The 22,785-nt window shown below is 54.1% G+C and carries 16 protein-coding genes; 1 reads left to right on the top strand and 15 read right to left on the bottom strand.

Annotated features, from left to right (window positions below; translation table 11 throughout):
• Complete coding sequence (gene nagB, locus A3EQ_RS0110185; protein ID WP_020155073.1) at positions 1-759, top strand: glucosamine-6-phosphate deaminase; 759 nt, start codon at positions 1-3, stop codon at positions 757-759.
• A 540-nt stretch (positions 760-1,299) separates the two neighbouring features.
• Here the strand turns inward: nagB and uvrA are convergent.
• The 15 genes from uvrA to A3EQ_RS0110055 all read right to left on the bottom strand — a co-directional run bounded on the left by uvrA (position 1,300) and on the right by A3EQ_RS0110055 (position 22,714).
• Entirely contained in the window at positions 1,300-4,164 is a 2,865-nt protein-coding gene (uvrA, locus tag A3EQ_RS0110175; protein WP_020155071.1) for an excinuclease ABC subunit UvrA, read from the bottom strand.
• Between the two features lie 7 nt (positions 4,165-4,171).
• A complete protein-coding gene (gene uvrB, locus A3EQ_RS0110170; protein WP_020155070.1) occupies positions 4,172-6,154 on the bottom strand; it encodes an excinuclease ABC subunit UvrB in 1,983 nt (660 codons plus the stop codon).
• Positions 6,155-6,343: 189 nt separating this feature from the next.
• On the bottom strand, positions 6,344-6,565 hold the full coding sequence (locus A3EQ_RS0110160) for a CsbA family protein (RefSeq protein ID WP_020155068.1): 222 nt from the start codon (positions 6,563-6,565) through the stop codon (positions 6,344-6,346).
• 306 nt (positions 6,566-6,871) lie between these two features.
• Positions 6,872-8,062, bottom strand: coding sequence for a PDZ domain-containing protein (locus A3EQ_RS0110150; RefSeq protein WP_020155066.1), 1,191 nt, complete (start codon positions 8,060-8,062; stop codon positions 6,872-6,874).
• A gap of 474 nt (positions 8,063-8,536) precedes the next feature.
• Positions 8,537-9,994, bottom strand: a complete 1,458-nt coding sequence (locus tag A3EQ_RS0110140; RefSeq protein ID WP_020155064.1) for a S41 family peptidase — start codon at positions 9,992-9,994, stop codon at positions 8,537-8,539.
• 248 nt (positions 9,995-10,242) lie between these two features.
• Positions 10,243-11,499 (bottom strand): murein hydrolase activator EnvC family protein, encoded by a 1,257-nt coding sequence (locus A3EQ_RS0110135; protein ID WP_020155063.1) that lies wholly within the window; start codon positions 11,497-11,499, stop codon positions 10,243-10,245.
• A 70-nt stretch (positions 11,500-11,569) separates the two neighbouring features.
• Complete coding sequence (gene ftsX, locus A3EQ_RS0110130) at positions 11,570-12,463, bottom strand: permease-like cell division protein FtsX (RefSeq protein ID WP_020155062.1); 894 nt, start codon at positions 12,461-12,463, stop codon at positions 11,570-11,572.
• The gene (gene ftsE, locus A3EQ_RS0110125; RefSeq protein ID WP_020155061.1) at positions 12,453-13,139 is read right to left on the bottom strand and encodes a cell division ATP-binding protein FtsE; all 687 of its coding nucleotides are present in this window, start codon (positions 13,137-13,139) and stop codon (positions 12,453-12,455) included. The genes ftsX and ftsE overlap by 11 nt, the downstream gene beginning before the upstream one ends.
• Positions 13,140-13,760: 621 nt before the next feature.
• On the bottom strand, positions 13,761-14,099 hold the full coding sequence (cccB, locus tag A3EQ_RS0110105) for a cytochrome c551 (protein ID WP_020155057.1): 339 nt from the start codon (positions 14,097-14,099) through the stop codon (positions 13,761-13,763).
• A gap of 55 nt (positions 14,100-14,154) precedes the next feature.
• Complete coding sequence (locus tag A3EQ_RS0110100; protein ID WP_244874578.1) at positions 14,155-14,970, bottom strand: YitT family protein; 816 nt, start codon at positions 14,968-14,970, stop codon at positions 14,155-14,157.
• Between the two features lie 138 nt (positions 14,971-15,108).
• Positions 15,109-16,210, bottom strand: a protein-coding gene (gene prfB, locus A3EQ_RS0110095) for a peptide chain release factor 2 (RefSeq protein WP_120667233.1) whose coding sequence is annotated in 2 segments (ribosomal slippage) — positions 15,109-16,137 and positions 16,139-16,210 — 1,101 coding nt in all. Because the reading frame shifts where the segments join, the coding sequence is not laid out codon by codon here.
• 906 nt (positions 16,211-17,116) lie between these two features.
• Positions 17,117-19,630: a preprotein translocase subunit SecA gene (gene secA / locus A3EQ_RS0110075; RefSeq protein ID WP_020155051.1), complete on the bottom strand. Its 2,514-nt coding sequence runs from the start codon at positions 19,628-19,630 to the stop codon at positions 17,117-17,119.
• A 288-nt stretch (positions 19,631-19,918) separates the two neighbouring features.
• Positions 19,919-20,449 (bottom strand): chromate transporter, encoded by a 531-nt coding sequence (locus A3EQ_RS0110065; protein WP_020155049.1) that lies wholly within the window; start codon positions 20,447-20,449, stop codon positions 19,919-19,921.
• Positions 20,450-20,461: 12 nt separating this feature from the next.
• Positions 20,462-21,022 (bottom strand): chromate transporter, encoded by a 561-nt coding sequence (locus tag A3EQ_RS0110060; protein WP_020155048.1) that lies wholly within the window; start codon positions 21,020-21,022, stop codon positions 20,462-20,464.
• Positions 21,023-21,112: 90 nt separating this feature from the next.
• On the bottom strand, positions 21,113-22,714 hold the full coding sequence (locus A3EQ_RS0110055) for a gamma-glutamyltransferase family protein (RefSeq protein WP_020155047.1): 1,602 nt from the start codon (positions 22,712-22,714) through the stop codon (positions 21,113-21,115).
• Positions 22,715-22,785 lie beyond the last annotated feature (71 nt).

Here is a 22,785-nt window from a genome sequence, read left to right as displayed (position 1 = left end):
ATGGAAGTGATCGTCGCAAAAAATTACGAAGACATGAGCAAAAAGGCCTGCGCCCATATCGTCAGCCGGATCAAGGAAAAACCGGACCTCGTCTTGGGCCTGGCCACCGGCTCGACGCCGATCGGGCTTTATCAAAACCTGATCGCCGAATATAAAAACAACAACATCAGTTTCCGCCGGGTCGTCACCTTCAACTTGGACGAATACGTCGGCCTGGACGGAAACGATCCGAACAGCTACCGCTATTTCATGGACCACCAGCTGTTCAACCATATCGATATCGACAAGAACAACACTTTCATCCCGGACGGAACGGCGGAAAACATCGAGGAAGAATGCAAAAACTACGAGGCATTAATCAAAAAATTCGGGGGCATCGACCTGCAAATCCTCGGAATCGGGCGAAACGGTCATATCGGGTTCAATGAACCCGGATCGCCCTTCAACAGCCGGACCCAATACATCCGTTTGGCGGAAAGCACCCGGCAGGCCAACTCCCGGTTTTTCCCATCCCTGGACGATGTGCCGACCCATGCCATCACCATGGGGATCGGAACCATTTTGGAAGCGAAGGAAATCCTGCTCTTGATTTCCGGAAAGGGGAAACAGGAAGCGGTCCGCCGGCTGTTTACCGAAGAGCCGAACGAGGATTTCCCCGCTTCGGCCATAAAAACCCATCCGAAAGTGTTCGTCTTTGTCGACGAAGACGCCCTGGCGAGCGAAAGCGGAAAGGATCTGCAGGAATTGCTGGCAAAGTGAATCCTTTGCAAAATCCCTTTTCCCGCGGTTTCAATTCGCCCGGCTCCCGGATAAGGGGCCGGGCTTTTTTATGCCGATTTATCCCGGCAAAATTTCCCTGTCGATCACTTGCATCCCTTCGGATCAATTCAGGGGGCCCGGCCGCCGTCCCGGCACCGCAAGGATCCGCATCGTGGCCGGTCCGCCAGCCGGCCAAGGTCGGCTTGAACCCTTGCTTTCGTGCCAAAAAATTCCCCGGGGAAAATCCCGGGGAAGGTGCCGATGGCCGCTTTCCGGCTTGTCATCCGGACCACAGCTTTGCTTCAAATATTCACTTATCCCATTGGTCCAAAATCCTTCTTCCGGCGCCGCACGGTTTGCCGCTGCCACCGCCAAGGCGTTCCCGCGGGCCAGGTCCTTTGTCCTTTCCGGCACCGGAAGGATCCTGCCCACCGCCCTCCTGGGCGTCCCCTAAAACGGGCCGTTTCCGAACGGGCCGCGAATCCGGTTTTTGTACGCTCCCGCGTCCTTCCTGCCGGCTGCCGCGCACCCGAAGGGCGTTCAGACCCGGTTTACGGCTTCTTCTCGGGCGTTCATGCGGGCCAAATCCCGCTTCAAAATTTTGTCCAAATATTGCCCGGTATACGAGCTTCCCACCTTGACGATCTCCTCCGGCGTGCCGGCGGCGATGACCGTTCCGCCGCCCTCCCCGCCTTCGGGGCCGAGGTCGATGATGTAATCGGCCGTTTTGATCACATCCAAATTATGTTCGATGACGACGACCGTATCCCCGTTATCCACGAGGCGATGCAGCACTTTCAAAAGGCGGGCGATGTCGTCCGTATGAAGTCCCGTTGTCGGCTCGTCCAAAATATATAAACTTTTTCCGTTGGAACGGCGGTGCAATTCCGAAGCCAGTTTTACCCGCTGGGCTTCTCCGCCGGACAAGGTGGTGGCCGGCTGGCCCAGCTTGATGTAACCGAGCCCCACATCCACGATCGTCTGCAGTTTCCGCTTGATTTTCGGGATGTTGGCGAAAAATTCGAGGGCTTCCTCCACGGTCATGTCCAGCACTTCGGCGATGTTTTTCCCTTTATATTTCACTTCCAGCGTTTCCCGGTTGTACCGTTTTCCGTGGCAGATCTCGCAGGGGATGTAGACATCCGGGAGGAAGTGCATCTCGATTTTGATGATCCCGTCGCCGCGGCAGGCTTCACAGCGCCCGCCCTTGACGTTAAAGCTGAAGCGCCCCTTCTTGTACCCGCGGACCTTCGCCTCGTTGGTCGCGGCGAAGACGTCGCGGATATCGTCAAAGACCCCGGTGTAGGTCGCCGGATTGGAGCGGGGTGTCCGCCCGATGGGCGATTGGTCGATGTCGATCACCTTTTCCAGATGCTCGATCCCTTTGATCCCCTTATGTTTTCCCGGCTTGACCTTCGATTGATGGAGCTTTTGGGACAGGGATTTGTACAAAATCTCGTTGACCAACGTGCTCTTTCCCGAACCGGAGACGCCGGTGACGGCGATGAAGGTGCCGAGGGGGAATTTCACGTTGATGTTTTTCAAGTTGTTTTCCTGGGCGCCGATGACTTCGAGGAAATGGCCGTTACCCTTCCGCCTTTTCCTCGGGACGGGGATGAATTTCTTTCCCGACAAATATTGACCGGTCAGGGATTTCGGGTTATTCATCACTTCCTCCGGCGTCCCGGCCGCGACGATCTCTCCCCCGCGGGCTCCGGCCCCCGGCCCCACATCGATCAGATAGTCGCTGGCCAGCATCGTATCCTCGTCGTGTTCAACGACGATCAGCGTATTGCCGAGGTCGCGCATTTTCTTCAACGCGGCCAGCAGGCGGTCGTTGTCCCGCTGATGGAGGCCGATGGACGGCTCATCGAGCACGTACAAGACCCCGGTCAGCTGGGAGCCGATCTGGGTGGCCAGGCGGATCCTTTGCGCCTCGCCGCCGGACAAGGTGCCTGCCGAACGGCTGAGGGTCAAATAATCGAGGCCGACGCCCGCCAGGAAACCGAGCCGCTCTTTTATCTCCCGCAAAATTAACCGGGCGATGCTGTATTCCTTTTCGGACAAGGGCAAGTTTTCGAAAAAGGCCAAGGCTTCTTTGATCGACATCTCGGTGACTTCGCCGATGTGGCGGCCGTTGATCTTGACGGCCAGGCTTTCCGGCCGCAAACGGTGCCCGCGGCAGGTGGGACAAACTTTGTGGGCCATATATTTTTCCATTTGCTCCCGGACGTAATCGGAAGTCGTTTCGCGGAAGCGCCGTTCCACGTTGCGGACGACTCCCTCGAATTCCACATATTTTTCATGGACCTGGCCGAAATCGCTGACGTATCGGAAATAAATCTTTTCTCCGTTCGAACCGTACAGCAATTTTTCCATCAAATGATCGGGAATCTGTTTCACCGGGACGTCCATGTCGATGCCGTAATGGTCGCAAACCGCTTCCAGCAGCTGGACATAGTACTGGGAGCTGACCGGCTCCCACGGGGCGATGGCGTTTTCCCGCAAGGACAATTCCTTGTTGGGGATGATCAAGTCCACGTCCGCTTCCAGCTTCGCGCCGATCCCGTCGCAATCCGGGCAGGCGCCGAAGGGGCTGTTGAACGAAAACATCCGCGGCTCCAAATCGCCGATGGAAAAGCCGCAGATCGGACAGGCGAGCTTTTCGCTCATCAGCAATTCTTCCTTGCCGATGACATCGATGATGACCCGGCCGTCGGCCAGTTTCAAAGCCGTTTCCAGCGAATCGGTCAACCGGGCCTGCACGCCCGGTTTGAGAATGATCCGGTCGACCACGACTTCGATGGAATGTTTTTTGTTTTTCTCCAGTTCGATGTTCTCCTGGATGTCCCTGATCTCCCCGTCGACGCGGACGCGGACGAACCCTTCCTTCTTAATGTCCTCCAAAACCTTGGCATGGGTGCCCTTCCGCCCCGATACCACCGGGGCCAAAATTTGGATCCGCGTCTGTTCCGGATATTCCAAAATCCGGTCGACCATTTGCTCCACCGTCTGGGAGTTGATCTCGATGCCGTGTTTCGGGCAGATCGGCTTCCCAATCCGGGCGAACAAAAGGCGCAGGTAGTCGTAAATTTCCGTCACCGTGCCGACCGTCGACCGCGGGTTCCGGCTCGTCGTTTTCTGGTCGATGGAGATGGCGGGGGAAAGCCCTTCGATCGTATCCACGTCCGGCTTGTCCATCTGCCCCAAAAATTGCCGGGCATAAGCCGACAAGGATTCCACGTAACGGCGCTGTCCTTCCGCGTAAATCGTATCAAAGGCGAGGGAGGACTTCCCCGAACCGGAAAGTCCCGTAAGGACGACCAGCCGGTCCCTCGGGATTTCCACGTTGATATTCTTCAAATTATGGGTCCTGGCCCCCCGGACAACGATTCGATCTTTCATCTTTTCTTCACCCTTCTGCCTTCAATTCGAAAATCGCATCACGCAATTCGGCGGCCCGCTCGAAATCCAAAGCCTTCGCCGCTTCCTTCATTTCCTTTTCCAAACGGGCGATCAACTTCTCTCTTTCTTTCTTCGACATCTTCCCTTTGGCAAGGCTTCCGGTCCGGTATTCTTCGCCGTCTTCCGCGGCCTTGGTGGCCCGGATCACGTCGTGGATTTCTTTATGGATCGTTTTCGGAACGATGCCGTGTTTTTTATTGTACTCTTCCTGTATCCTTCTCCGCCGCCGGGTTTCCTCGATGGCGATCCGCATCGAATTGGTGATCGTGTCGGCGTACATGATGACCTTGCCGTTGGCGTTCCGGGCCGCCCGGCCGATCGTCTGGATGAGGGAGCGTTCCGAGCGCAAAAAGCCTTCCTTGTCGGCGTCCAGGATGGCGACGAGGGAGACTTCCGGGATGTCCAGCCCTTCCCGCAAAAGGTTAATGCCGACAATGACGTCGAATTTTCCGAGGCGCAAGTCGCGGACGATCTCGATCCGCTCCAGCGTCTTCACCTCGGAATGCAAATATTGCACTTTAATTCCCGCATCCTTCAAATAATCGGTCAAATCTTCCGCCATTTTCTTCGTCAGCGTCGTCACCAGCACCCGCTCGTTCCTGTCGATCCGTTCCCGGATCTCCCCGATCAAATCGTCAATCTGGCCTTTGACCGGCCGCACTTCCACAACCGGATCCAGCAATCCGGTCGGCCGGATGATCTGTTCCACCACTTCCGGGCAATGCTCCAGTTCATAGGGGCCGGGCGTCGCCGAAACATAGATGATCTGATGGATATGTTGTTCAAACTCTTCGAAGGTCAGCGGCCGGTTATCCAGGGCGGAGGGCAGGCGGAAGCCGTGTTCCACGAGCACTTCCTTCCGCGACCGGTCCCCGTTGTACATCCCGCGGAGCTGAGGCAAGGTGACGTGGGACTCGTCGACGACGATCAGGAAATCGTCCGGGAAATAATCGAGCAGCGTATACGGGGGTTCGCCCGGCTTCCGGAAGGTCAAATGCCGCGAATAGTTTTCGATTCCGGAACAATAGCCCATCTCCCGCATCATTTCCAGATCGTATCTCGTCCGCTGCTCCAGGCGCTGGGCTTCGAGAAGCTTGTTTTGCGCCCGGAGCTTCGCCAGCTGTTCCTCCAGCTCCTTTTCGATATTTTCGATGGCCAATTTCATCTTTTCCTCGCGGGTAACGAAGTGGGATGCGGGAAAGATCGCCACATGATCACGGTCGCCGATGATCTCTCCGGTCAGCGCGTCCACTTCCCGGATCCGGTCGATTTCATCGCCGAAAAATTCCACGCGGATGCAGTGCTGATCCCGGGAAGCGGGGAAAATCTCCACCACATCGCCGCGGACGCGGAACGTCCCCCGCTGAAAATCGATGTCATTGCGGTTGTACTGGATATCGACAAGCTTGCGCAATAATTGGTTGCGGTCGATCTCCATGCCTGTCCGCAATGAAACGACGAGATCCCGGTATTCCTCCGGCGATCCTAAACCGTAGATGCAGGAGACGCTGGCGACAATGATCACATCCCGCCGTTCGAACAGGGCGGATGTGGCCGAATGGCGCAGTTTATCGATTTCGTCGTTGATGCTCGAATCCTTTTCGATATACGTATCCGTCTGGGGCACATAAGCCTCCGGCTGATAATAATCGTAATAGCTGACGAAATATTCCACCGCATTGTTCGGGAAAAACTCTTTAAACTCGCTGTACAGCTGGCCCGCCAACGTTTTGTTATGGGCGATGACGAGGGTCGGCTTGTTGACTTGCTGGATCACGTTGGATATCGTAAAGGTTTTCCCCGTGCCCGTGGCGCCGAGCAGGGTTTGATGCTTTTTCCCTTGCTTAATGCCTTCCACCAGTTTTCGGATGGCCTGCGGCTGATCGCCTTGAGGCTTGAATTTGGACACTAATTGAAACGATTGGCTCATCGGGATCATCCTTTGAAATCGGTCATTATCATAGATTTCATTTTACCATAAGATTGAGGAAAATAAACAAAAAAACGAACAAATATTCGTTTTTTGGAATGCCGGACTTCTTTCGCAAAAAGAAAAAAGCTGCCAAAAAGTCGCTTCCTCCATGACTTTTCGAACAGCCCGCAACCCCCGCCGGCACCGTCAGACGAACTTCCGGGACATTCGCCTGGAATACCAGAAGCCGGCCGTCAGGGATAACGCATCGATGATCAATAAAGGCCAAGTGTCGGTATACCCGCGGTAAACGGAAATGGCGATCAAAGCCACCGTCAATACCAATCCGACCAGGGCGTTATAGGTCACCCTGGTGAACAGGACGACGAGCAAACCGGGAAAAAACAGCGCCGCCAAATATTTGCCCATATCTCTTCCACCGTCCAACGAACCTTCTCATCGTTTATCCTATCACAGGAAAAGGATTTTTTCTTCCGAAAAGCATCAAGCTTACTTTTTTATTCCGATGAATGGCGCTTGCGCGCCGCATCCCGGAAAAGGGAAAAACGGCCCCCGCAGGGCTTGTTCGCGGAAAGGCTGCCCAAGGGTTTCATTCGTGGAATCAAAAAGGCGTGATGACGGAGGCCTTATCACAAAAGGACAGCCCGGGCCAAAGGCGGAGGAAAACCGCCGTTGCCGGCAACGGAACGGCAAGTCTCTTCCCGCCGTCCGTTCCTACCCCGCATGATCCATCCATTGTTTTTCTTTCCCGACGAAGAGGATCCCGAGCTCATGATGTTCCCCTTCGTACAGCGCCCCGCTTTCCAGGCGGACCTCCCCCTGATGGTCGACGACTTCCAGCCTGCAGTAGGCCATGTTTTTTTGCAGGGCCCCGTAAAATCCGGTGTCATCGTTGACCGGCGTCCCGTTCACCTTCGTCACCAATTCCCCGATCTTCAAGCCCATCCGCTCGGCCGGGGAACCGGGAATGATATCCAGAATCTTCACTCCCCTTTCCGACCGGGAAAAATAGAAGGGCCGGTTCTGGTCCTGCATCCGTTGGATCAACGGGATAAAAAGCCGGCCGATCACGGCTGCGGCCGCGCTAGCGGCGGACCAGAGGGGATGCCAAAAGCCGGGAATCGCAAGGGCCGACACGATGAGCCCCAAGACCAAAACCCTTTTGGCCGTGGCGGAAACGGCAGCCGCCGGCAGATCGGTGCGGATTTGCCGGGCAAATCCGATCCAATAGGGGATCATAAGGAGCGAAAAATCCTCGTTCGGAAACGGAAGAAGCGGCCAGAAATCCAAGGGCAGATGAAGATTTCCTCCGGGCAGGACCAGCACGAGCGGAACCATCCAAAGCCGGCGGGATTCATGCACGCCGACGTTCAGCCCCCGGGGGCTGCGGATGATCCGCGGGGAGGTATGGTAAGCCGCGTCTTTAAACAACAAATAGCTTTCCGCAAACAACAAAAGGGCCAGCAAAAAAGAGACCGTCGGCAGCGTCCCGTCCGGCTCAAAGGAAAGCCACCGGTTCAAATAGGGAATTTCCGCGCGATAGATTTGCAAAAAATACAAAAGAAAAAAGGCCGTTCCGGCGGTAAAGGCCGGCGATAACCAAGCGGGATGCAAAAACAGGGAAAACAGAAGGGTGGCGAAGAAGGCCGCGACGGGAAAAGAGAAGGAACTGTAAGCGCCCGCGGCAAAAACCACGAGGGAAATGAGGACCCCCGGCAATATCCCTTTAGACAAATAGGTGCGGAATTCAAACCAGCCGTCCTGCACCCGGACATGGAAATCCTTCCGTTCCCTTTTGACCCGGCGGTAGCCGAGATAAACGGCGTAAAACCAGCCGATATAGAAAAGAGGATGAAGAAAGAACATGCCGATTCCTTTCGCAACTTCAAAAACCCATGCCGCCAAAGCAGGCACCTCCCCGTCCGATTGACCCAAATCCCTTGGCAGATGGCAGCATCTATCGGTCCGTTGGCTTGATTTTCTTTTATTTTAGCAAAATTTTTTTCAAAAACCTATTTCTATACGGGAAAAATATTTGGGCGAACCGCCGAAATGGAAGCCGGCCAATCCGAAGAAAAAAATCGGCGCCCGGCGGCGAAACAACTAGGAAACGGGCCGGTCATTCCCGCGAATGAACCGAAAGCGGCGCCCGGCATTGAACGGCACCGGCCGGCCGTTTATTGCCCGTCTTCGAAAATCAACGGGGGATTTCCTTTGCGATGGAGGGTCCGGCCTGCCGCAGAACGGCGTGCGCAGGGTCTCTCAAGGATCGTTTCAGCGCCCTTGCGCAAAGAATCGGCCGGCGGGCACGGCGGCAGGAAAAAAACCGGCACCCGAAAGACCCTTTTCGGTCTTTGCGGGCACCGGCCGTTTCCGGGGCTATTTTTCGGCCATGTAGGAAAGGTATTTTAACGAGGTCTTCAATTGGCGGTCATTCGCTTTATTCTCCTTTTCCTCCAGGATCACCTTTTCCATCGTCTTCGCCGTTTTCCCATCGATGACGCCGGTTTCGGGAAGCCGGTTGTCATGCTGGAAGACCTTCACCGCCGCTTCCGTCGTTTCGTCAAAGTAACCGTCGGTGCGTCCGGGTTCATAGCCGAGCTCTTTCAAGATGAATTGGGCCTGCTTGATCTGTTCATCGTTCATATCCCGTTTGAGGATCCCTTTCAGCTGCAGCGGCTGCAGGTGGAACAGGGCGGGCTGCTCGACCTGCACGTCCGGTTCGATGCCCTTTCCGTGGATCCAGTTGCCGTTCGGGGTCAGCCATTTGTACATCGTCAATTTCATGTTGCTTCCGTCCCCGAGGGAGATTTGCTGCTGAACGGTTCCCTTGCCGAAGGTCCGCTCGCCGATGACCGGATAGCCTTCCCCTTCTTTTAAAGCGGCGGCCAATATTTCAGAGGCCGAGGCGCTTCCCTCGTCGGTCAGCACGGCGATCGGATAGCTCTTCCTTTTCTTCAGCTTGGAAAAAATGGTTTCCCGCTCCCCGTCCTTTTTTTCGATCTGGACGATCGGTTTGTCGCCGGTTATCAGTTGGGACGCGATCTCCTCCACGCTCGTCAACAGGCCTCCCGGATTCCCCCGCACGTCGATGATCAGGCCGGCGATCTTCTTCCTTTCCAGCTTTTTCAAATGGTCGGCAAATTCTTCGCCCGTATCCCGGGAAAAGGAGGTGATCTCGATATAGCCGATTTTTTTCCCGTTCGCTTCTTCGAGGGAAGAATAGACCGTCTCGATCGGGATCGTATCCCGTTTCACCTCGACGGAGATCGGCTTCTCCAAGCCGTTGCGCAAAATTTCCAGAACGACTTTCGTCCCTTTTTTCCCGCGGATCTTCAAAGTTACCTCGTTCAATTCTTTGTTCGTCACGTCCGCCCCGTCGACCTTCAGGATTTGATCATAGGGTTTCAAACCGGCCTTTTCCGCCGGGGAATTTTTTAACGGGGAAACGATGATGATTTTCCCGTCGATCTTCGTGATTTCCGCGCCGATTCCTTCGAAGGAAGAATCGAGGGATTCGGAAAAACGGCTGGCTTCCTCCCTGTTCATGTACACGGAGTAAGGGTCGTTCAATACGGTCAACATTCCTTGGATGGCGCCTTCCGTTAATTTTTCTTCATTCACTTCGCCGACATATTGGGTTTTGATCAAATGGAAGGCGTTCCCTATTTTTTCCAAGTAATCCTGATTTTCCTGTGCGCCCCCCTCGGGAATTTCAATCAAATCCTGCTGTTCCCGCACCCGTTCCTCCCAGCGCCAATTCAGAAGAAAATAGGTGGCGCTTGCGGAAAGAACCATGGAAATGAGCAATAAAATGAGGACTTTCCTTTTTGACAAACCGGTCCCTCCTTGCCTCCAGGGCCGAAGTTTCCTTGCGGCCGGCCGAATCGTGTTTTGTACCATGTGTATGCGGCGGAGGGACAAGGTATGTAAAAAGATTCGAACGGGCAACGAGCAATCGTTGGGCATCCTTTTTTCAAATAAAAAAGAGGGGATGTCCCAGAACGGACATCCCGCTCTTCTTAACAGAGCTCCCCCATCCCGAGGTTTTGCGCTTCCCTTCGGGCGGCCCTCAACGGATCCGGTTAAAAATTGATATACTTGCGCGGGTTCACCGCATTGGACTTCGCATCGTTCCATGGCCCCTCATGAATTTCGAAATGGAGGTGGGGACCCGTCGAATCTCCCGTTGAACCCATCGCTCCGATATATTGGCCCTGCTGGACCACTTGCCCCCGGGAAACCGCCCGGGAAGAGAGATGGGCGTAAACGGTGGTAAAGGTTTTCCCGTCAATGATGTGGGTGATAAAGATGACATTCCCGTAACTGGGAGAATAATAAGAATCTAACACGACACCGCCGGCCGCGGCATATACGGGCGTGCCTACACCGTTGGCGATATCGATCCCGTAATGTTTACCGCCCCTGGTGCCGAATTCATCGGAGACGACTCCGGTCGTGGGACGGATGAAGATCCCGCTTCCGGAAGGCGCAGGCGCCGCATTCCCGCCCTTATTGTTATGCTGCTGCTGTTGCTGTTGCTGCTGTCTCTTCAATTCTTCCAGGCGCTTCTTTTCCAGCTCCATCGCCTTTTTAATGGCGGCTTCCTGGGCGGCGAGCAACGCTTTTTGCTCTTCCAGACCCATGTAGTATTCTTCCGCTTCTTTTTGTTTATCCTTCAATTCCGCCAACAGCCGTTCCTTTTTGGCCCGTTGGCTGGCGAGGCTCGCCTTCTGGGCTTCCAGCTCTTTCTTCAGCTTTTCGACCTGCGCCAATTCGTTTTCGACTTTTTTCTTGTTTTTCTTTAAGGCCTCATTATCCCGTTTTTGCTCTTCGATGATCGACTTGTCCGCTTCCAGGATGGTGGAAACGGCGGAGAGCCGGTCGATGAAATCGGTGAAGCTTTTCGACCCGAGCAGCACTTCCAGATAGCTGATGGTGCCGCCGGTCGCCTGAACGGTCCGGGCCCGCTCTTTCAACAGCCGGTCCCGTTTCTCGATCCGTTTTTCCAGTTCGGCGATTTCCTTTTTCAATTTTTCAATCTCCGATTTTTTCTCGGCGATCTTCCCTTCCTGCTGCTTGATCTTCGTTTCCGTCGCCTGGATCGACTGATCCAAGGATTGCAGATCGTCCGTCACTTCCGCCTGCCGGCTTTTGATCTCGTTGATCTTCTGATTGGCCTCTTCCATTTCCGTATGGATGCTGGCCTTCTCGCTTTGGATCTCTTCCTTCTTTTTTTCCAATTCCTGAAGCTTGGATGCGCCGGCCGGCGTTCCGTTTGCCGCCATCGCCATCAGGAGAAACGCGCTTCCCGCGACGGAAAGGAATCTTTTAAACTTCACCGGTAACCTCCTCTCTGAAATATTCTCTATGTAATCAACAAGAAACCCTATCGGTGAAACCGACAGTTTGCTAGATATTCAGGAACTTGCGGACGGACATCATGCTCCCCCAGATCCCGATCAGGCAGCCGAGGAAAAGCAGCAGCCCGCCCACTTGGTAGGCGAAGGGATGGAAATCGAGGATTTGGATAAAATGTCCCCGCAGTTTCGGCTCGAGAAAATCGTAAGCATATTTATAAACGGTGATAATCAACGCGATGGGCAAAATCGCCCCCATCATGCCGAGCCATAACCCTTCCAGGAAAAAGGGCCAGCGGATGAATCCGTTCGTCGCCCCGACCAGGCGCATGATTTCGATTTCCCTTCTGCGGGAGACGATGGTGATTTTGATCGTGTTGGAGATGAGGAAAACCGCCGTGAACAACAGGCCGAGAATGAGGACCAACCCGACGTTGCGGCTGATGTTGATGATCTTGAACAGCTTTTCCACATTTCCCTTTCCGTAATTGACCCGGTACACATTGTCCATCTTCTCGATCTGTTCCGCCACTTTGATCGTGTCTTCGGGAACTTTTGTCGTCACGATGAAGGCGTCATACAAAGGGTTTTCCTGCTCGTACAATTGGAAGATTTTCCCGTCTTCTCCGAAACTTTTAATCAATTGTTGCAGCTCATGATCCTTCGAAGAGAAGGTGACCGTGTCGACTTCCGGAATGGACTTGATTTTTGCTTCCAATTGTTCCTGCATGGCCTTGTCGGCCGCCGAATCGATCAAAACCTTGATCTTCACATCTTCTTCGATGGATTTCGCCACCTGATTGAGGTTCATCAAGATGACGTAAAACACGCCGACCATTAATAAGGTGACCGTCACCGAACTGATCGATGCGAATGTCATCCAGCCGTTTCTGAAGATGCTTTTCCAGCTTTCCTTCGCATGACGGCCAATGGTCCTAATTTTCATTGTTGTATCCTCCCCGCTGCTCATCCCGGACGATCATGCCGCCGTCGATTTCGATAACCCGGTGCTTGATCGTATTGACGATCTCCTTATTATGAGTGGCCATGATCACCGTTGTTCCCCTCGTGTTGATCTCTTCAAAAATTTGCATGATCCCCCAGGAAGTTTCCGGATCCAGGTTTCCGGTCGGCTCGTCCGCTATGACCACGCTCGGCGAATTGACGATGGAACGGGCGATGGACACCCGCTGCTGTTCCCCGCCGGAAAGCTCCGTCGGAAACATCCGCGCCTTGTGCTTCAAATTGACCAGATCCAGCACTTCCAACACTTTTTTGCGGATCACCCGCGGCGATTCTTCGATGACTTCCAGGGCAAAGGCGATATTTTCATAGACCGTCAGTTTCGGAAGCAGTTTGAAATCCTGGAAGACGACGCCGATATTCCGGCGCAAGAGCGGAATTTTGCTGCTTCTCATTTTCGTGATGTCCAGCCCGTTGACAATGATCGTGCCCTTGGTCGGCTTCTCTTCCCGGTACATCAATTTAATAAAGGTAGATTTCCCCGCTCCGCTGGCGCCGACTACGTAAACGAATTCGCCTTGGCTGATGGTCACGTCGATTCCGTTTACGGCGACGACCCCATTCGGATATTTTTTATATACATTTTTCATGATGATCATCGTTCATTCACCTTGTTTTCCCTTTTCTTGATGTTTGCAAGCGAGATTCGCCTTTCTTTGCGACAAATGGAACGAATATTCAGCAAACAACTCCGACTGTTTTTTCCATTTCGGGCCGATCTTCGTTTTCCTTGCCGTTTCTTGCGTCGCTATCATTATATCATCATATTATGTCAATTTTTGATTAAAAAAATTTACATTTTCATTTCAAGGTCCTGCTAATGATAGAAATCGGCAAAAAATGGGAGATTATAAAGGTTTTTGTCCGATTTTGCTTTGCTTTATATTATACGGAAATATGGAAAAACTTAAATACGTTTCGCCGAAAAAATTCGATGGGGAAGGGTAAATTTTAAACCGGCCCTTCATCATCCGCCTTTCCCGCCGCGTCAAAAAAATAAAAGAGGATCCGGACAATGGATCCTCCGCCGTTTTCCCGGCCTTCCCGCACGTCGCCTCGGAAAAAAAGAATAATTCACTTCCCCTTTGATCGCGATATGCCCTTCCCGCACATCGCCTTCGGCAAAAAAAGGCCGGAAAACTTTTCCGCCCTCTTCAAGTTAATTACCGTATCTATGGGAAAAATCCCCAATAAAAAGATTGGGGATTTTTGTCATTCCGCTATTTCTTTTGCGCCAGCCATTCGGCCACTTTCGCCGCATCATCGCCTTGAAGCAATCCTTTCGGCATTTGTCCGATTCCTTCCTCAATGATCTTTTCAATTTCCTCTTTGGAATATTTGGAACCGATTTTGTCCAAGTCGGGAGCATAACCGCTCTTCAAATCCCCGCCGTGGCAGGACGAACATTTTTGTTCGAAAAGCTTTTCGGCGCTGGCCGTGGCCGTTCCGCCGTCTCCTCCGGATTCATTTCCGCCGCCGTTATCCTTCGACCCGCCGCAAGCCGCCAATCCGAACAGGAGAAACAATCCGACGGCGATCGACAAAAGTCTCTTCTTCATTGGCGTGTCCCCCCTAACTGGAAAAATGTGCATCTCCATGAATATTATAGCAATGCTATACGGTTTTGAAACCCTTTCCCAGGACCTCGGAAGCGTCCAAAACGACGACAAAGGCAGACGTATCAACGGTTTTAACCATTTGTTTCAAATTTGTGAATTCTGTCTGATCGAAGACGACGAGCAAAATATTCCGCTCTTCTTCGGTAAATCCTCCGTACGCCTTTAGTATGGTCAGCCCCCGGTCGAGATTATGCAAGATCTTTTCCTTTACGGCCTCCGCCTTGTCCGTGATAATGATGGCCATTTTGGAACGGCTGAACCCCACTTGCACGGCATCGATCGTCTTGCTCGTTATATATAATCCGATGAGGGCAAGGAGGCCTTTTTCGATGTTGAAAACAAGGGCGGCGGTAAGGACGATGAGGCCGTCGATCAATGCGACGCAGTTTCCCAAGGAAAGGCCCGTATATTTCGCCAATATTTGGGCGGCCAAATCCGTTCCTCCGGTCGAGGCGTTTCCGCGAAAAACGATGCCGAGCCCGAGCCCGACGCCGATTCCGCCGAAGACGGCGGCAAGCAGGGGATTGTCCGTCCAGGGCCCCCAGTCCCGCGTCAGATAGACGGCAAAGGGCAAAAACAAGGTCCCGACCAAGGTTTTCACCCCGAAACGCACCCCTAAAACGACAACGCCGGCAAGGAAAAGGGGAATGTTCAAGGCCCATTGGACATAGGCCGGTTCCCAGCGGAACAATCCGTTCAGGATGGTGCTGATGCCGCTCACCCCCCCGGCGGCGATTTCATTCGGGAGAAAAAATACGTTGAAAGCCACGGCGATAATCGCCGAACCGATCAGGACGTCGGCCCAGCCCATCCACTTCCCCTTCCGGGAATTTTCCTCTCTTCTCCTTTTCTTTCCCTTCATGGCGAAAACCCCTTAACCAAAATTGAAAACAGGTCCGGAAAAGAAAAAAGGGGAAAAATTTCCCCTGTTTCCGAAATCTTGAAGATTTTAACCGAGCTGCGAACGCAGATAGGCGTCAATGAACAAATCGATTTCACCGTCCATTACGCTTTGGATGTTCCCCGTTTCCACGTTGGTGCGGTGATCTTTCACAAGGGAATAAGGATGGAAAACATAGGAACGGATTTGGTTCCCCCATCCGATTTCCTTCTGTTCTCCCCGCAGTTCATTCAGCTGCCTTTCCTGCTCTTCCAATTTCCGCTGATAGAGCTTCCCTTTCAACATGTTCAACGCCTTTTCCCGGTTTTGGATCTGCGAACGTTCCGACTGGCAGGTGACGACGATGCCCGTCGGCAGGTGGGTGATGCGCACCGCCGAATCGGTGGTGTTCACGTGCTGCCCGCCGGCCCCGCTGGAACGGTACGTATCGATCTTCAGCTCTTCCGGACGGATTTCGATTTGAATGTCCTCATCGAATTCCGGCATGACTTCGCAGGAAACAAAGGAGGTGTGCCGCCGTCCGGAGGCGTCGAAAGGCGAGATGCGGACGAGCCGGTGGACGCCTTTTTCCGCTTTCAAATAACCGTAAGCGTTGCGCCCTTTGATCAACAAGGTGACGCTTTTGATCCCCGCCTCGTCGCCGGGCAGATAATCCAGGGTCTCGACTTTGAAGCCTTTCTTCTCCGCCCAGCGCGTATACATCCGCAAAAGCATCGCGCCCCAGTCTTGGGATTCGGTTCCCCCGGCGCCGGGGTGGAGTTCCAATATGGCGTTGTTTTTGTCGTAAGGCCCGCTCAAAAGCAATTGCAATTCGAATTCGTTTAATTTCGTTTTCAACTGTTTGAGATCCGCTTCCAGCTCTTCCTTCAATTCCTTGTCTTCCTCTTCCTTTACGAGCTCGTAGGCGAGCTCCAGATCTTCGTAGGCCTTTTCCAAGGAAGTGAAAGTCTGGACTTGGTCCTTTAACCCGTTCAATTCATTGATGACTTCCTGGGCCTTCCTCTGGTCATCCCAAAATCCGGGGGCCAGCATTTTTTCTTCCAGTTGGGCGATCTTCGCTTCTTTGCCCTGTAAGTCAAAGAGACCCCCTGAAATCCGCTAATCGCTTAGCGGTTTTTTCCAATTCCTGCCTGATTTCAAACAGTTCCATCTTCTTCACCTCATTTTGGAATAGGTTTTACAAAAAATCCCCTTTCCTTCCGGATGAAACCCGACCGATTTCCGGGTCCGGAAGGGCCCTTTGTCGGCACTTGTCGCAGGAAAAAATATTTTCCGGGAAATAACCGGACAAAATCCGCGGAATTGAAGGAGTCGTTTTCCCAAAAAAAGACGGACGAACCCTCTCCGCGGGGCCATCTTTATCCCATTATCCTAGTATATGGATTTATCCGTCAAGTTCAAGGCTTTTTCATCGGATGGCCAGGCCAAGATTTCGGCAGCCTCCGCCGGATGCCTCCGCCGGATGCGATGGCGGCCGGCTTTCTGCGGTGCCGGGCGTTTTTCCGGATGGTTAATTTTCTTTTCTGCTGTAAAAATTTTTCTCCAAGTCGAACATCCCTTATGCAAAGAATGAAAATGCCGGGCCGTCCGATGCGGCCCGGGCAATTTTTTCATCTTTGAGCGATCGGTCCGTCCCAAATCCGGAAGCCCGGGAAAAGCAAGGGTTCCCACAGAACCTGACGGCCCTTTTTGCCAATGACCGGGGGCGGCGTTGAACCGGGCCGAAGGAGTCCTGCGGGGAAACCGTTGCAGACGGGCAAAGGTTCAGGCACAAGGCCCGCGTTTGCATGGCTCCCCCATCCCGGCATATCAAGCCGGCGATCATCCGAAAACGATCCGTTGCGCGAGGAAGGGGCGAAACGCAGCCAAAAGGGAAAGCGCCCGCCCCGGCGGAAAGCGCCGGAAAATCCGCGGGCGGCCGTCCGGGAAGCCCGGCCCGTGTTTCCCGGAAAAAAATCCTCTCCATTCCTTATGGAGAGGCGATCCTTCCGATCAAACCGGCCCTTCGCGGCGGTACGGCCCGCCGAACGAGCCGGCAAACAAAGCCCCCTTCCGATTAAACCGTCTTTCCGTGGCAATGCTTATATTTTTTCCCGCTTCCGCAAAAACACGGGTCGTTGCGGCCGATATGCACCGTTTTCCGTATCGGTTTTTGCTTCGGCTTTTCCCCGTCGGATTTCGGGATGACCGCCTGGCCTTTCGCCACTTCTTCCCGCTTCAGGTTGCTGACGATCTCCGCTTTCATGATATATTTCGCCACGTCTTCCTCGATGGCCTCGATCATGCTTTCAAACATTTGGAAACCTTCCTGTTGATACTCCCTCAGCGGGTCGATTTGCCCGTACGCCCGCAGATGGATGCCCTGGCGCAGCTGGTCCATCGCGTCGATATGGTCCATCCATTTGGAGTCGACGGCCCGCAAGGTGATGACTTTTTCAAATTCCCGCATTTTTTCCGGTCCCAATTGCTGTTCCTTTTCATCGTAGCGCATCTTGACTTTGTCGAAAATGAATCGGACCATTTCTTCCGGTTCTTTGCCTTTTAAGTCATCCACGGTCACGTCGTTTTCCGGAAGGAGATTGGCGCTGACGTAATCGACCAGGCCTTCCAGATTCCAATCTTCCGGATCGGCGTTTTCGTTGGCGAAATCCTGCACGTGGCGCTTAATGACCGTCAGGATCATCTCTTCGATAATATCCCGCAAATTGTCGGAAGTGATCACTTCATACCGCTGTTTGTAAATGATTTCCCGCTGCTGGCGGATGACATCGTCATATTGCAGCAGCTGCTTGCGGGCGTCGAAGTTGTTGCCTTCCACCCGTTTTTGCGCGGATTCGACGGCCTTGGACACCATCTTGCTTTGGATCGGCTGGCTGTCGTCCATGCCGAAGCGCTGCATCATTCCTTTGATGCTGTCGGAACCGAAGCGGCGCATCAGCTCGTCTTCCAAAGACAGGTAAAATTGGGTGACGCCGGGATCCCCCTGACGGCCGGAACGGCCGCGGAGCTGATTGTCGATCCGGCGGCTTTCATGGCGTTCCGTCCCGATGACCGCCAATCCGCCCAATTCTTTCACGCCTTCGCCCAGCTTGATGTCCGTACCGCGGCCGGCCATGTTCGTGGCGATCGTCACCGCCCCTTTTTGTCCGGCCTGGGCGATGATTTCCGCTTCCCGGGCATGGTTTTTCGCATTCAAAACATTGTGCTTGATCCCGCGTTTCGTCAGCATCTTCGAAAGCAATTCCGAAGTCTCGATGGCGACGGTGCCGACGAGGACGGGCTGCCCTTTGGCATGGCGGCGGGCGATGTCTTCCACGACCGCCTTAAATTTCCCTTCCATCGTGGCGTAGATCAAATCCGGGCGGTCTTCCCGGATGACCGGCTTGTTCGTCGGGATGACGACGACGTTCATATTGTAAATGTTCCGGAATTCTTCCTCTTCCGTTTTGGCCGTACCGGTCATCCCCGCCAGCTTTTTATACATCCGGAAATAGTTTTGGAAGGTGATCGTCGCCAAGGTCATGCTTTCGTTTTGGATCGGGACCCCTTCCTTCGCCTCGATCGCCTGATGGAGGCCGTCGCTGTATCTCCGCCCTTTCATCAGGCGCCCGGTGAAGGGATCGACGATGATGATCTCGCCGTCTTGAACCACATAATCGACGTCCCTTTGCATGATGTAATTGGCCCTCAGCGCCTGATTGATATGATGGTTCAGGGTGACGTGATTGATGTCGAAAAGGTTGTCGATGCCGAAGGCCCGTTCCGCCTTGTTGATTCCTTCTTCCGTCAGCTGGACGGTTTTCGTTTTTTCGTCCAAGGTGAAGTCCACGTCTTTTTTCAACGTGCGGACGAAGGCGTTGGCCTGAATGTACAATTCGTTCGATTTTTTCGCCGAACCGGAAATGATCAGCGGGGTGCGGGCTTCGTCGATCAAGATCGAGTCGACTTCGTCGATGATCGCGTAATTCAGCGGCCGCTGCACCATATGTTCTTTGTACAAGACCATGTTATCGCGGAGGTAGTCGAAGCCGAACTCATTGTTCGTTCCGTAGGTGACGTCCGCCTGATAGGCTTTTTGTTTTTCTTCCCGGCTCATTTCCGGCAAATTTAAACCGACGGAAAGGCCGAGGAATTCGTAAATCTTCCCCATTTCCGTCGCGTCCCGTTTCGCCAGATAGTCGTTGACCGTCACCACATGGACGCCCTCGCCCGTCAAGGCGTTCAAATAGACCGGCATGGTGGAGGTCAGGGTCTTCCCTTCCCCGGTTTTCATCTCGGCGATGTTTCCTTCGTGCAAAACAACGGCGCCCATCAATTGCACTTTAAAGGGATATAATCCAAGAACGCGCCGGGAAGCTTCCCGGACGACGGCGTAGGCTTCCACCAACAGGTCATCAAGGGTTTCGCCCTTGGCGAGCCGGTTTTTGAACTCGTCGGTTTTCGCCTTCAACGCCGAATCCGGCAGCCGTTTCATCTCGCCGGAAAGGGCGTCGATCTGATCGGCGATCTTTTCCAATCTTTTCAGTTCCCGTTTGTTCAGGTCGAATAGTTTAGTTAAAATGCCTGCCATTTCTCAACGCTCCTTTGTCGGCATCTTTTGATTGCAACCCTTCGGCCAATCAAAAGATTCCTTCCAATGGCTTCACTCTTCATTTATCAATCTTAACACTATCAAACCATGCTGACAACTTGCAAGGCGCGGGCCCGGCCCCGAAGACCGCCGGAAGAATAAACGGCGGCCCTTCGATCCGCCGATTTTCCGGGAATTTTACGCCCGGCGGGCGGGACTTTGCGGCCGACGGAAAATTCGCGCAAAAATCGGACAGGCTTTCGGCTGCCGCCGGCAAAATCATTTCCCTCAGGACAGGAAGAAGGCCCCGTAAAGCAATGCGCCCGCGATGACATACAGCGGGTGGATTTTTTTCTTTTCCAGCAAATAAAAACTGACAGCGGCGAGGACGAAAGTTTTCCAGCCGCCGATTTTTTCCGCGGACTCAAAGGCGAATTCGAAAGCCAAGATTCCGATCAAAACGGCAATGGCCGGGCGGACGAAGACGCTCATCTTTTTCACCCGGGGCGAATCCTTATGCCTTAAAAGCAGGCTTAACAGAGCGATCATCAGCAGGAGCGACGGAGCGATGGTGGCAAACAAGGCAACCAATAAGCCGAGGATGCCCCCCTGCATGTAGCCGATATACCCGGCCATTTTCGTCGCGATCGGACCGGGCAAAGCGTTGGCGATCGCCAGCATTTCGCTGAATTCCCTGCTCGTCATCCAATGATAACGGTCGACCACTTCCGCTTCCACGAGCGGAATCGACGATGGTCCTCCCCCGTAGCCGAAGATACCGGGAATAAAAAATGCGAGGAAAATTTGCCAGTAGATCATGCTTTTCACCTTTTACCGTTCTTTTTCTTGTTCCTGTTCCCGCGCCGTTCCGGAAAAGAAAGCAAAGGCCAGCAACGCGGCGATCCATATCGCCGGATGCCAGCGGAAAACCTGGAGAACGAGGAAAGATCCCCCGGTAAACAGGATGAGGCCCTTCCAGGTCATGGCGGACTTCGCCTGTTTCATAAAATCCAGGGCGAGAGCCGCCATCATGGCGGCAACAACCGGGAGCACCGCCGCGGACATCCCCTGCACCCACGGTTTATCCTTCGACGCGCCCAATCCCGTTAAAAATATAATGAGCAGCAGGACCGTGGGGACGACGGAGGCGAACAGGGCGATCAGCATCCCGGGCCATCCCCCCACCCGGTAACCGATATAACCGGCGATTTTTGTGTTGATCGGACCGGGCAGCGTGTTCCCCAGGGCGACCACGTCGGAAAATTCCTCATCCTTCATCCAGCGGTATTTTTCCACCACTTCTTTATAAACGAGGGGGATGGCGCTCGGTCCCCCTCCGAAGCCCAGGATCCCCGAACGGAAAAAAGCCATGAAAATTTGAACATACTTCAATGAAAAACACCTGCCCACCGAAAAAAATAACCCTATCCCCATGGGAACGGCTGGACCCGGCCAGCGGGCTCCGCTCCGGCCCTTCCGGCCTTACCAGACGGCGATCATGCCGTCCGTCCTCGGTTCGGTTCCTCCCGCATAAACGCCGGTTTCCGGATTCCGGATGATGATCTGGCCGCGGCCGAAGGAATCGGACTCGAGGAAAACCTGGATCTGGTGCCCCTTGCGGGCCAGCGCCTTCGCCAGATGTTCCGGGAAACCGTGTTCCACCGCCACCTTTTTCCCCTCCAGCCACTGCCAGCGGGGGGCGTCCAACGCGGCCTGGGGATTGAGATGCTTATCCAACAAATTCATGACCACCTGCATATGGCCTTGGGGCTGCATATAACCGCCCATGACCCCGAAGGGGCCGACCGCCTCCTTTCCCTTTGTCAAAAATCCGGGAATGATCGTGTGATAGGTCCGCTTCCCCGGCATCAGGACGTTGGGATGCCCTTCGTCGAGGGAAAAATCGGCCCCGCGGTTCTGCATGGCGATGCCGGTGCCCGGGATCACGATCCCGGATCCGAATCCCATGTAATTGCTTTGGATATAGGAAACCATATTCCCTTCTTCATCGGCGGTTGCCAAATAGACGGTGCCGCCCTTCGGTACGGAAACGGGCCCGGGTTCGGAAGCGAAGGAGGTGACTTCCGCCGCCCGTTTTTTCGCATATTCCTCGGACAGCCAGCGGGAGATTTCCGTCTTCATAAAGGCCGGGTCGGTGATCTGGGCCTTCCCGTCGGCGAAGGCAAGCTTCAGCGCTTCGATTTGGTGGTGGAACCATTCCGTTTCATCCATCCGTTCCAAGGGGAACTGCTTTACGATATTTAAAGCCATGAGGGCGACCAGCCCTTGGCCGTTCGGGGGCAGTTCCCAGATTTGATACCCCCGGTAGGGGATGCTGACCGGTTCCACCCATTCCGGCGAAAAATCCGCCAGATCTTCTCCGGATAAAAATCCCCCGTGTTTGCGGAAAAATTGGTCGATTTTTTCCGCCAATTCCCCCCGGTAAAAACTTTCCCCTTCCGTTTTCCCGATGAGTTCCAGCGTCCGGGCGTGATCCGGCGAGGCCCAGACTTCCCCCGGCTGCGGCGGCTTCCCGGAAAGGGTGAAGGTGTCGAACCAGGGCTGAAACTCCGGCCCTTTTAAAGAGCTGTAACGGCGATAGGCCGCCTGCCAATTTTTCGCCAATACCGGGCTCACCGGGTAACCTTCCCTCGCATATCGGATCGCCGGCTGCAAAACTTCGGAAAGGGAAAGCCGGCCGAACCGCTTCGACAATGCCGCCCAGGATCTCGGCACGCCGGGGACCGTAACCGGGATGATCCCGAAGGCGGGCATTTTTTCATGTCCCCGTTCTTTGACGGCTTCAACGGAAATGGACTTCGGAGAGGGGCCGCTGCCGTTCAGTCCGTACAGCCTCCCTTTGTACCAGAGGATGGCAAAGGCGTCCCCGCCGATGCCGTTGGATGCCGGTTCGACGACGGTCAGGGCCGCTGCAGAGGCGATGGCCGCATCGACGGCGTTCCCTCCCTTTTTCAAAATCTCCAGTCCCGCCTGAGCCGCCAGCGGCTGGGAAGCGGCGACCATCCCTTTTTTCGCAAACACCGCCATTCTCCGGGACGGGTGAGGATAGTGCAAGAAATCCATTACATCCACCTTCTCCCTTTCCAATTTTTCCGGCCGGCCGATCCACCGTTGAAGCGGCCGGACGGAATCCG

Origin of the sequence: Caldibacillus debilis DSM 16016 (assembly GCF_000383875.1) — a bacterium.
Taxonomy (GTDB): domain Bacteria; phylum Bacillota; class Bacilli; order Bacillales; family Caldibacillaceae; genus Caldibacillus; species Caldibacillus debilis.
This window is presented reverse-complemented; position numbering and strand designations above follow the sequence as displayed.

Bases quoted from the DNA above. Each gene is read 5' to 3' on its own strand.
- nagB (WP_020155073.1), top strand. From the start codon at position 1: ATGGAAGTGATCGTCGCAAAAAATTACGAAGACATGAGCAAAAAGGCC.
- uvrA (WP_020155071.1), bottom strand. From the start codon at position 4,164: ATGAAAGATCGAATCGTTGTCCGGGGGGCCAGGACCCATAATTTGAAG.
- uvrB (WP_020155070.1), bottom strand. From the start codon at position 6,154: ATGAGCCAATCGTTTCAATTAGTGTCCAAATTCAAGCCTCAAGGCGAT.
- A3EQ_RS0110160 (WP_020155068.1), bottom strand. From the start codon at position 6,565: ATGGGCAAATATTTGGCGGCGCTGTTTTTTCCCGGTTTGCTCGTCGTC.
- ftsX (WP_020155062.1), bottom strand. From the start codon at position 12,463: ATGAAAATTAGGACCATTGGCCGTCATGCGAAGGAAAGCTGGAAAAGC.
- ftsE (WP_020155061.1), bottom strand. From the start codon at position 13,139: ATGATCATCATGAAAAATGTATATAAAAAATATCCGAATGGGGTCGTC.
- cccB (WP_020155057.1), bottom strand. From the start codon at position 14,099: ATGAAGAAGAGACTTTTGTCGATCGCCGTCGGATTGTTTCTCCTGTTC.
- A3EQ_RS0110100 (WP_244874578.1), bottom strand. From the start codon at position 14,970: ATGGGCTGGGCCGACGTCCTGATCGGTTCGGCGATTATCGCCGTGGCT.
- secA (WP_020155051.1), bottom strand. From the start codon at position 19,630: ATGGCAGGCATTTTAACTAAACTATTCGACCTGAACAAACGGGAACTG.
- A3EQ_RS0110065 (WP_020155049.1), bottom strand. From the start codon at position 20,449: ATGATCTACTGGCAAATTTTCCTCGCATTTTTTATTCCCGGTATCTTC.
- A3EQ_RS0110055 (WP_020155047.1), bottom strand. From the start codon at position 22,714: ATGGATTTCTTGCACTATCCTCACCCGTCCCGGAGAATGGCGGTGTTT.